Origin of the sequence: Pelagicoccus enzymogenes, assembly GCF_014803405.1 — a bacterium.
GTDB classification, from domain to species: Bacteria; Verrucomicrobiota; Verrucomicrobiia; order Opitutales; family Opitutaceae; genus Pelagicoccus; species Pelagicoccus enzymogenes.
Genome location: NZ_JACYFG010000026.1, coordinates 1 through 9,589, shown reverse-complemented (window position 1 = coordinate 9,589; position 9,589 = coordinate 1). Strand labels below are relative to the sequence as shown.

The window sequence follows — 9,589 nt, the reverse complement described above, 5'->3', positions numbered from 1 at the left end:
GTCCGCTACAACGAAGCCGCCATATACGACCTTCTCTTCGCGGCGAGCTCGGGCACGCTCAAAAGCTTCTTCGCCTCCGACCGCCGCTTCGGCGGCAAGGGCGGCTTCTTCGGCGTCCTGCACACCTGGGGGCAGCGTCTCCAGCTGCATCCGCACGTCCACTACGTCGTGGCGTGCGGCTCGCTGGCCGACGGCGTATGGCGCGACGGCAAGGGCAGCCTCTTCGACGTGAAGAAGCTCTCGAAGGTCTTCCGGGGAAAGTTCCTCAAAGCAGTCCAGAGACTCCACGCCAAAGGGAAGCTTACGCTTCCCCCCGGCTGGGGCCCCGGCAGGTTCCGCGGAGCGCTCAGGCTCTCCTCCCTGCGCCCATGGGTCGTCTACACCAAGGAGACCTACTGCGGCCCCGACAAGGTCGTCGAGTACGTCGGCAGGTACGCCCACAAGGTCGCCATATCCGAAGGGCGGATACGCGAGGTCGGCGAAGGGAGCGTAACCTTCGAATGGAAGGACTACCGCCAGGACGGCGCCAAGAAGCTCGCCACCGTCGCCGGAGGCGACTTCGTGAGGATGTTCGCCCAGCACGTGCTCCCCGCCGGCTTCCGGCGCATCAGGTACTACGGCTTCTGGAATCCCAAGGGCCTCGATCAGGCCCGCCAGTCGATCAAGCAGCAAGGGCTCGCTCTGGTCGATATGGTCAAAGCGTTGCTGGCGGTGGCGGCGAACATCGAGCTCCGCCACCAGGAGCATGGCGTACGCTGTCCCAGTTGCGGGGATCTCGCCTTCGAGGCCGAGACCCCAAGCTTCCACTCGCTGCTCGACCTTCTCGACAGCTCGTGAAACGCGAAACGCCCAGGTCCGCCTCAAGCTTAGCGACAGGACAAGCCCTGCCGCCTGGCAACGCATTTGACCGATCCCAATCAAGCTATGGATTTAACGGATATCCGGGCTTGCTGACTAAGTAGAAACCGCATATCGAAGATAGCAAATGAAGCCAGAAGCATCGTTCAGCCGCCCCGCTCGCCACCGGATACCGAAGCCCTCCGCCCCGATAAACCCATAAAGAAAACATCCTCGAACAAGACGTTGCACCCACTCCGCTTCGCTGCGTCGGGTGAACTTAACGTTGGGCAAAAATATGAAAATGAAGAACCCCCTCAGAATCTTGTACCGTCGAGTAACTTGGACCTCGTTAAGATCGCTAGGGGAAAGCAAGGCAGTGAAGAGTTCTGTCTTCTGGTTCCTTGTCACGCCCATCGCTGCAAAGCTCGTATTCGCACTTAAAAACGATGTCCTACCGCACACTAACTATTCTGAGTGGGCGAATGCACTAGTTCTACCTTTTCCATGGTGGGTACTCTATTTTGCCAGCCTTTTCTTCGCAATCGGTAGGCTCTCTTTTATGAGCAAATGTCCGAAGGTAATCAGGGATTACGCAAGCTATCGTGATTTTAGAGAGGCTGGTGTCGCATCTTTTCAACTAACGGAGTGGTACATGGATATAGTGGAAAACGATCCACTCACAAAGAATGATCAAGACAGATTTACGAATGGCCATAATGTGTATCTAAACCTATGGGTTGAGCGCTGTTTTGGAGAGCCTCTTGAAGAACTTATAGATCGCGATACCCTAGAAAATGGGGAGTTCTCCATGATCTCATACGCAATTTGGGAGCTCAACATTCCCGAAAAAAGAATTGGTGATGCTTTTCATATGGTCACGACCGAGTCAGACAAATTGCATCAAGGTTGGGCAAAGTTCACTTTCATATGCTTTGGCTTAGGTCTACTGGCTATCCTATTGCTCATAATCAGAAACTTGTGGTATGTACTACAAACTATCAATTAAGCCCAACAAGTCGTGTCATACAACTCCGGCCAGCGCTCCGCGCTAGCCTCCGCGTATGCACTCGACGTTCTGCACATAAAATAAAATGGAAGAGCTTTTACCGTATTTCATCATACTCGGCGGATGCACGATTCTCGGCATCTTGCTTCTCTGCATCGGTAAGCTCGCGAAAATCCTCTTGGAGAAAAGAAAAGAAAAGATCAGAAAAAAGTATGAAGTAAAAGAATACAGAAAGTGCTCAGGATCATTAAAGGACAAAAAAGTTGGGCTAGATCCTGACCTCGATCCGAAGCTAAAAACCTACGGTCTTCACAACCTAACGGATTAAAGAAACATTTGGCAGAACCAGGCAGCCCACACAATGTCGGCAAACGCCCGCTTCTTTCGTAGCGTCCTCATGAATATAAAGCTCAACAGACTTGGAATCTCGACTGAAGCCGACATCGTGTGGCTTTGACGTTAGCTAAATGAAATGTATCCTAAAATATCTGACGTTGTACTTCGTTCTATCGTCGTACGCATTTGCAGGTAGTGGCGATACAGGCATCAGCCTCAGCCTGCGGTTCGAGGCAGAGATAGCCAAGATCCAATGGGCCAACAACTCAGATAAGAAACTGAGTTACTACCATAACCAGCTAACGTCAAATGGAGTCCAGTATCACGGATACCAACTTTATCTAATAGACGAAGAGAACGAAGTCACAAAGGTCTATTTCGTTGGAGAGTCTAATGCTTCCGTTCCAGAATTCAGCGAACTGGAACCCAGTGAAGTCGAAACGACTGAAATCGATTTACACGCTTGGTTTAAGCATAACGAAGACTACGAAATTCCGAGACCAGAAGACGGCCGCTACATAGCGTTTATAAAATATGATGATTTTGAACAAGATGGAGTGTATGACTTCGCGAGTCTTGGGACACTCTTCACGTCCATAACCACTCTTGAAATCGCAAACGGAAGAATTAAAAACTAAAGCTAACAAATCGTAGCAGGCAACGAGCGCAAGCGCTCGCCGCCTGTACTCGGCGTTCTACAAAAAATGAAATTCGCCAACCAAGACGAAAGCATCGATCTCGAAAGAGAACGTGATCGTGTATTCAAAGAAAAATACGATTCTCGGCGAAACGAACTGAAGACCACTTTCTTGATCCTCAAACCACTGAAATGGATCTATTTGAGATTCTGGGCTGCGAAAGAAGCTAAAAAGGAAATGATCAGAAGGGGGCATCTTCCACAAGGACACAGCATTCACACCTTCGACAACTTTAACTAGTGAATAAAAAAAGGAAAAAGGTAGAACCAGTCGCTCCATACAACTCGGGCCAGGCGCCCGAGTTGTGGAACCAGCAAGGACAATTCAACCCTGAGACTTTCACGACGGTTCTCTGAGCCCTCGCGTATGAGCTCAGCGTTCTGTAGAAAAATGAAAATCGAGTTCCCCAAAGCACAGCCCCAACAAGCTAAAGTCTTGAGCGATTTGGCTATCGAGTCGAAGGGACACTGGGGCTACTCGAAGGAGCAACTCGATATCTGGAGGAAAGATCTAAAGATTGAAGAAGAAGAAATCACCCAAAACCTAGTTCGAACGATTCTAGCAGAAGGTGAGCTTGTTGGCTTCTTCTCGATCAAAAGAGAAAAGAACGAAGACGTTCTTGATCATCTCTGGCTTCTCTCGAAAGCAATCGGGCGAGGAATCGGAAATCAAGCATTCAAAAAGATCAAAGAGGACTGCATGAATCTAAAGATAGAAGAGTTCACAGTCATTTCCGATCCAGATGCGGAAGGATTCTACCTCAAGCAAGGTTGTGTCCGAGTTGGCGAGGTTGAGAGCAAACCACAGAACAGAATGCTTCCGAAACTCAAATATCGTATCAAAGAAATAATACAGAACCAGTCGTGCCATACAACTCCGGCCAGCGCTCCGCGCTAGCCTCCGCGTATGCACTCGACGTTAAGCAGAAAGAAAATGTGGACACCAAACGAAGTAACCAGAAAGCGTAAGCCCGACTTCAAGGTTCGGTATCGATTCTACGGTTACGAAGAAGGAGGAAGAGTTCAGCTTCCATCACAAGGTTATCGATCCGACCTCAGTTACGAAGACGAGGACCCCAAGAAAGATGGCATCCACATGGTTTGGCCAGAGTTCCTCGACGAGTCCGGTAAAGTACTGACAGATGAACACCAAACTGTAGAAAAAGAAGGATATGCATTCATGTGGATTGCGGCTTTCGACAAGCGGAAGCTCTTTCACAAAGAGAAAGCAAAGGAAGGAATGACGTGCTTTTTCATGGAAGGAAGTCGAAGAGTTGCGGAAGCTAAAATCACCAAAATAATAGGACTGAAAGATGCTTAACAAGGCGGTCGATACAACTCGGGCCAAGCGCCCGAGTTGTGGATGCAGCAGGGTCAAATCTTGCCCTACTCTTTCACCACGTTCAACCTAGGCCCTCGCGTATCACCTTCACGTTCTGCAAAAATAGAAAATGTACAAACCTCCCCACATTGACGAAGAAAAAGAACGAGAACGTGTATTCAAAGAATATTACGCGACTCGAGCAAACGAGCTTTCTTCGACGATCACGCTTCTAAAGCCATTCAAATGGATTTCGCTGAGAATCTGGTCGTGGAACGAAACAAAGAAAGAAATGATTAGAAGAGGATATGGTCCCGAGAACACACACTTTCCATTGTAAGGATCGAGGATCAAAAGATGAAAAGAAAAGAATGGCAGAACAAGTCAGTCGATACAACTCGGGCCAAGCGCCCCGAGTTGCGGACGCAACAAGGACGAATCATCACAACTACTTTCTCAACGGGCATTTAGGCCCTCGCGTATCACTTCAGCGTTCGAAGAAAGAAGATGACTTACGAAGATCTAGATCCGCAACTCATGCCGTGGTCGAAAAGTCGCGGTCTTCATGTATTCACAAAGCACCGAGACTACGATGTTCGAACTATCCACGTTGTAGACGATAGCGGCGATATTTACGAAATGAGCGTCACACCGCAAAACACCAACGATCCAGAAATACTGATCGGGTTGTGGGATAAAAAGAAAAGAACTGAAAGTATCAAGATAGGCCTAGAAGACTTAACCGACGGATTAGAAATTGCGTACGAAAAAATCGAATCATGGATAAAGGAACGAGGACATTCACGAACCATCTACAAATGAATTCGAACAAGTCGTGCCATACAACTCCGGCCAGCGCTCCGCGCTAGCCTCCGCGTATGCACTCGACGTTAGCAAATGAATGAAAAATCTGAATACAGTTAAAGCGATTTCTTCGGTTCTGCTGACGGCAGGGATCCTGGGATTCTTCTACTTCTCCACGAAGCAAATGGAAGGACCGGATCCAGATGATTTTAAGGTAGAAATAACAAAGATAGAGAAAAGAGATGAACTATTGGCAATCTTTGGGACCGTTGAAAACTTAAGTGACGAAGATTGGCAAAGCGTCGGGATTCAAGTAGAGTTCTATGATGAAGCCGGACAGTTCCTCGACGAGACCTCCGGCTATGGTGGCAATGTACCGATCGTCAGATCAAAATCTAAAGAGAGTTTTAAGATAACAGAACCGACCATTTTGACTGTAATCGATGATTACGAAACCACCAAAGCGACCGTATCTAATGGATACAGGAGATAGTGCTAACAAGGCGGTCGATACAACGGCGGCAAACGCTCGCCTCTTTGACGAAAACACATCGAAATCAACCATACCAGACGTGGAGGCGATGACCGAAGCCGCCGTCGTATCACCTTAGCGTTATGCAAATATGAAGAAACAAAAACCATTCGCAGACGGAATCATATTTGGATTCGGCATGTCCATCTCTCTATCGATATCACTTTTCGTTCTCGCATTCTTTGTATTTCCAGAAGTGACGGAACGAGTTCTGATGCAAGCCGAACCCCCAGCTTATCACATCTTCGAAGAAAGATACGGACACGAGACGTTCACGAACCTCAGTTTTGAACGAATGTTCAAGCAGTCATCAGTTGTCTTGTTGGCCGAACCTGAACCGAATAAAACAGAAAACCAAAAAGTAAGAATAAGTGAAATACTAAAGAAGAATCCAAACACGAATTTCAGTCTTTCCGAAGGCGACGAATACGATCGGAGCCATTCCAAATTCATTACCTCAGCCGATTGCGATGGCGCCCTCGTTTTTTATGTTGGTAATCCGCCGAGACAAAAAGCCTCTTTCTATTACACAGATGGAATCATTGGATACCGTGATAAAATCCCACTACATCAAATCAAACAATTTGCTAAAAACTAAAAAGCATAACCAATCGGTGCAGACAACGAGCGCAAGCGCTCGCGTCTGACCTCGACGTTAGCCAAGAAACAAGTATCATGAAAACATCCCTTTGCACCCTAGCTGCGATTCTCTTGTTCTCACCACCGATTTTTTGCCAGTCACACGCGGAATCTCATGTCGTGCAATCTGTGTCCAAGGATGTAATTGATCGATTCAAGAATCCGACCCCACTTGATGACAGAGAAGACCTAATTTCGATCGACTACCGCGAAACCCCGGTTGGGGTTGTTATTTACGATATCGCATCGCTGTACGATCGTGAACTGATCACACCACCTGGCCTCTCAGACCGTTGTGGAAATATAAACATTAGATTAGTTCAGGTGACCGCAGAAGAACTATTGAACATCGTAGTACCACTTTGCGGCTGCACATGGAAAGAAGATAAAAATAGAATCATTGTTCAGTGGAAGAAGGAGCAGCAATCATAAGGCTAACAAGACGCTCCAGGCAACTGCGGCAATCCTCCCCCTCTTTTACCACGACCTCATGACATCCAACCACCCCAGAAATTCAAACGACCACCTAAGCCTTGTCGCCTGAGCTCGACGTTAGCCAATGAATAAAATAACTATAAGCATATTGCTGTCAGTCGCATTCATTTGGTCTGGATGCGTTTCTGAGAGATACACGGTGTCCCCTGACGAGCTTCATGGAAGGATTACACTTCCAGAAATTGCTGGCATCTATCGAAACAAAGGAATGGCGGTTGCTTCTGATGGGAACGATCCACTGCTAACTGATTTGCTTTTTCCAAAGTCAAAAGACCAACTTAAGAAAACTGATTTCATACGTGTTTCTGTCGGAAACGACGATAGTCTCTTGGTCGAAGCAATAAAAAATGATGAAGTTCTTATCAGCCGAACTTTCAGCGAAGGGAAAGACTTCGACCTTACCAAAGGAAAAATACCGATTGCTTCATCGATTGGCGACATGGGCACCTTCGAGGCTCAGTCGATGGCTTTGGGAGCAGGGATTGAGTCGTCAGTATTTATGTTTACCCGAAATGGAGACCTTGTCTTGAGAAGAGAAATGGAGGGAGCTGTTTTAGTTCTTCTTGTTGTTCCACTAGGAGTCGGTTCTTCCCGAGACATTGTCTACGAAAAGATAAAAAACGAAGGGGCTAACCAGTCGTAGCAGACAACGAGCGCAAGCGCTCGCGTCTGTACTCGAGGTTCGACGAAAAAATTATGAAAACACAATCCAACTCTCTACTCTTAGCCCTACCCCTATTGCTGCTTAGCTTCGGTTGCAGTCAAAAACCTGAAGAAGCTGTGATAGTTGATATCGAACCCGACCTGACAGAAGAGCGGTTTTCCGAACTGGAAAGCAGAATACTCGAATTGGAGTCTCAGATTTCGCAGCTAGACGAGAAACTTCTAGCTACAAACCTACGGATCGATAAAGCGTCACTAATCGCAACAACTAAAGCAATCACGAATCGGCCAGATCCTACGCATAGCAAAATTAAAGAATTTATCGAAAGTGGGAGTTTCACCGTTAAAGATGACACCGTATACTACACCGGAGATATCATCCTTAATTTCGGACCAAAACTTAAGATTACTTCAGTAGACGGAAAGTTATTATCTGACCTGAATCAGACGGTATTCGGAGGTGACATGATCGTCGAAACCGCAGCGAAAGGTGGCACTATCTTTCTGAGGATCACAGATGGATACCTCGAACGACACGGCGAAAAAGTTCACGTCGAATCCGAAAAGCCGGGCACGTTCAAAATGGAATATTTGTCGAACCAGGCGGCCCATACAACTCCGGCCTTCGCTCCGCTCTGACCTTACCACTGAGGCTAGGAGTCAAGCTGCTATATCAGTTTTTCATGGAATCTTGCAGGTACGCGCATATCGGGCTTCCTTTCGCTTTTAGTCGTTCTATATAGAGCCCTTCGTCGTAGGCGGTTCGAGTCTTCCACATCCGGTATATTATCCTCTGCCACTTGTAGGCCAGCTCCCGCATGGCGCAGTTGTAGGTCATTCCCGCGGCCTTCTTCATCCTCCAGAACGCGGACGCCCAGGAGCTCCACTTTATCGACTCGCCGGCGAACTCCACGAAGGTCTGCATCAGGAACCTCGGCCGGGAGTAGCGGCGGTGCACGATGCGCTTCTTGCCGCTGCTCTGGGTAACGGGGGCGACCCCGCTGTAGCGCTGCAGGGCCTCGCGGCTGGAGTAGCGGGAGCGGTCCTCGCCCATGGCCGAGAGCAGCCGCGGCCCTAGAGCCGGACCGGCTCCGGGAAGGCTGTCGAAGATCGGCTTGTCCTCCGACTCGGCGTAGCGCCGGGCCAGCTCCTGGTCGTATCTCGCGATGGCCCTCGAGCAGGCCTCGATGTGGTCCAGGCAGCTGGAGATTCGAAGCTCCATGACGTCCATGATCGCGGGGTCGTCGGTCAGGACGACGGACTCGGCCACCACCCGCAGGCGCTCCTCGATCACGTCCCTGCGCGAGCAGTGGGAGCTGCGGTAGAAGGCCGCCATCTCCTCGGGGTCCGCCTCGCGGGCCGCCTGCAGCGAGGGCCAGCGGCGAAGGAAGCCTATCGCCATGGGGGCGTGCAAGTCCCTGCCCAGCAGCGCCAGGGCCTGCGGGAAGCTGCTTTTTAGCAGCGACTTGAGGCGGTTGCACTGCTCGACCTGCCGGTCGACCTCCCCGCGGCGGGCCTTGGAGAGCGAGTCGATCCTGCGCATGGCCGCGCTGTCCAGCCGGTGGGCCCGGAGCTTGTCGCGGTGCGAGGCCAGCAGCTGGGCGAGGACCTCGCAGTCCAGCAGGTCGCTCTTGGCCCCGGAGCCGTTGAAGGCCTTGCGGAAGCGGGCCGGCACGCTGGGGTTGAGGGCGTAGACCTCCAGCCAGCCGCGCGGGCACAGGAAGGCTACCAGGTCGGGAGCGGGCATCTCGAAGGCCACCGCGACGCGGGCCTCGGGATGCTCGGAGCGAAGCCTCGCCAGCCACGCGCCCAGTTCGTCGGGGCTGTTGGCCAGCTTGTCGAAACGCGGACTGGAGCCCGCCCGCAGGGAGGCGAGGCAAACGTCCAGGGTTGCGTCGGAACGGTCGATCCCGATCGCGAAGTCCAGGGGCTTTTCCTTCATCGTGTCATAGTCGGTTGAGGGTTGCGGAAAGCTCGTCCTTGACCGGCAGCGACAGCAATATAGAGTGGTCCGTGCAGAGGGCTTCCACCGAGGAGTCGTCAAAAAGTCAAGGCGCTACCCGCAGCCCGGAACGGTAAGGTCACAGTCCTCCAGGGGACGCCGCGTATTTGTTCCTGGACTGCGGGCGAGCGCTGAAATTGTAATGAAAAGCCAAACGGAGTCCAACCCCGCCGGAAGTTATTCACAATGCCCCGAAAGCGAGCTCTTCGGCCCGCGCCTTTCGGGCATCATGAATAACTTCTCCTAGCCTATAT

Annotated in this window: 14 protein-coding genes; 13 read left to right on the top strand and 1 reads right to left on the bottom strand. The window is 50.4% G+C overall.

The features are described 5' to 3' along the window. The 13 genes from IEN85_RS10815 to IEN85_RS10755 all read left to right on the top strand — a co-directional run. Nucleotides 1-837 (top strand): IS91 family transposase (locus tag IEN85_RS10815; RefSeq protein WP_191616948.1); only part of this gene is annotated, 837 nt, incomplete at its 5' end. Nucleotides 838-1,141: 304 nt separating this feature from the next. Then, nucleotides 1,142-1,846, top strand: a complete 705-nt coding sequence (locus tag IEN85_RS10810; protein ID WP_191617107.1) for a hypothetical protein — start codon at nt 1,142-1,144, stop codon at nt 1,844-1,846. Between the two features lie 85 nt (nt 1,847-1,931). After that, nucleotides 1,932-2,174 (top strand): hypothetical protein, encoded by a 243-nt coding sequence (locus IEN85_RS10805; protein ID WP_191617106.1) that lies wholly within the window; start codon nt 1,932-1,934, stop codon nt 2,172-2,174. 166 nt (nt 2,175-2,340) lie between these two features. After that, on the top strand, nt 2,341-2,820 hold the full coding sequence (locus tag IEN85_RS10800) for a hypothetical protein (protein ID WP_191617105.1): 480 nt from the start codon (nt 2,341-2,343) through the stop codon (nt 2,818-2,820). Between the two features lie 66 nt (nt 2,821-2,886). Next, a complete protein-coding gene (locus IEN85_RS10795) occupies nt 2,887-3,120 on the top strand; it encodes a hypothetical protein (RefSeq protein WP_191617104.1) in 234 nt (77 codons plus the stop codon). Between the two features lie 150 nt (nt 3,121-3,270). Then, complete coding sequence (locus IEN85_RS10790; protein WP_191617103.1) at nt 3,271-3,777, top strand: GNAT family N-acetyltransferase; 507 nt, start codon at nt 3,271-3,273, stop codon at nt 3,775-3,777. A gap of 36 nt (nt 3,778-3,813) precedes the next feature. Continuing rightward, nucleotides 3,814-4,200 carry a hypothetical protein gene (locus IEN85_RS10785; protein ID WP_191617102.1) on the top strand — a complete coding sequence of 129 codons (387 nt, stop codon included), beginning with the start codon at nt 3,814-3,816 and terminating at the stop codon, nt 4,198-4,200. Between the two features lie 507 nt (nt 4,201-4,707). Then, a complete protein-coding gene (locus tag IEN85_RS10780; RefSeq protein WP_191617101.1) occupies nt 4,708-5,022 on the top strand; it encodes a hypothetical protein in 315 nt (104 codons plus the stop codon). Between the two features lie 79 nt (nt 5,023-5,101). Continuing rightward, complete coding sequence (locus IEN85_RS10775; RefSeq protein ID WP_191617100.1) at nt 5,102-5,497, top strand: FxLYD domain-containing protein; 396 nt, start codon at nt 5,102-5,104, stop codon at nt 5,495-5,497. Nucleotides 5,498-5,627: 130 nt separating this feature from the next. Further along, nucleotides 5,628-6,134, top strand: coding sequence for a hypothetical protein (locus IEN85_RS10770; protein WP_191617099.1), 507 nt, complete (start codon nt 5,628-5,630; stop codon nt 6,132-6,134). A 77-nt stretch (nt 6,135-6,211) separates the two neighbouring features. After that, on the top strand, nt 6,212-6,607 hold the full coding sequence (locus tag IEN85_RS10765; RefSeq protein ID WP_191617098.1) for a hypothetical protein: 396 nt from the start codon (nt 6,212-6,214) through the stop codon (nt 6,605-6,607). Nucleotides 6,608-6,809: 202 nt separating this feature from the next. Next, entirely contained in the window at nt 6,810-7,313 is a 504-nt protein-coding gene (locus tag IEN85_RS10760) for a hypothetical protein (RefSeq protein WP_191617097.1), read from the top strand. Between the two features lie 53 nt (nt 7,314-7,366). Next, the gene (locus tag IEN85_RS10755) at nt 7,367-7,972 is read left to right on the top strand and encodes a hypothetical protein (RefSeq protein ID WP_191617096.1); all 606 of its coding nucleotides are present in this window, start codon (nt 7,367-7,369) and stop codon (nt 7,970-7,972) included. A 34-nt stretch (nt 7,973-8,006) separates the two neighbouring features. On the opposite strand, the gene IEN85_RS10750 is transcribed toward IEN85_RS10755, so the two are convergent. Further along, a complete protein-coding gene (locus IEN85_RS10750; protein ID WP_191616790.1) occupies nt 8,007-9,275 on the bottom strand; it encodes an IS110 family RNA-guided transposase in 1,269 nt (422 codons plus the stop codon). Nucleotides 9,276-9,589: the final 314 nt, after the last annotated feature.

What these genes read in the sequence shown, in the direction of transcription:
- IEN85_RS10810 (WP_191617107.1), top strand. Translation starts at nt 1,142, where the DNA reads ATGAAGAACCCCCTCAGAATCTTGTACCGTCGAGTAACTTGGACCTCG.
- IEN85_RS10805 (WP_191617106.1), top strand. Translation starts at nt 1,932, where the DNA reads ATGGAAGAGCTTTTACCGTATTTCATCATACTCGGCGGATGCACGATT.
- IEN85_RS10795 (WP_191617104.1), top strand. Translation starts at nt 2,887, where the DNA reads ATGAAATTCGCCAACCAAGACGAAAGCATCGATCTCGAAAGAGAACGT.
- IEN85_RS10790 (WP_191617103.1), top strand. Translation starts at nt 3,271, where the DNA reads ATGAAAATCGAGTTCCCCAAAGCACAGCCCCAACAAGCTAAAGTCTTG.
- IEN85_RS10785 (WP_191617102.1), top strand. Translation starts at nt 3,814, where the DNA reads ATGTGGACACCAAACGAAGTAACCAGAAAGCGTAAGCCCGACTTCAAG.
- IEN85_RS10780 (WP_191617101.1), top strand. Translation starts at nt 4,708, where the DNA reads ATGACTTACGAAGATCTAGATCCGCAACTCATGCCGTGGTCGAAAAGT.
- IEN85_RS10775 (WP_191617100.1), top strand. Translation starts at nt 5,102, where the DNA reads ATGAAAAATCTGAATACAGTTAAAGCGATTTCTTCGGTTCTGCTGACG.
- IEN85_RS10770 (WP_191617099.1), top strand. Translation starts at nt 5,628, where the DNA reads ATGAAGAAACAAAAACCATTCGCAGACGGAATCATATTTGGATTCGGC.
- IEN85_RS10765 (WP_191617098.1), top strand. Translation starts at nt 6,212, where the DNA reads ATGAAAACATCCCTTTGCACCCTAGCTGCGATTCTCTTGTTCTCACCA.
- IEN85_RS10755 (WP_191617096.1), top strand. Translation starts at nt 7,367, where the DNA reads ATGAAAACACAATCCAACTCTCTACTCTTAGCCCTACCCCTATTGCTG.
- IEN85_RS10750 (WP_191616790.1), bottom strand. Translation starts at nt 9,275, where the DNA reads ATGAAGGAAAAGCCCCTGGACTTCGCGATCGGGATCGACCGTTCCGAC.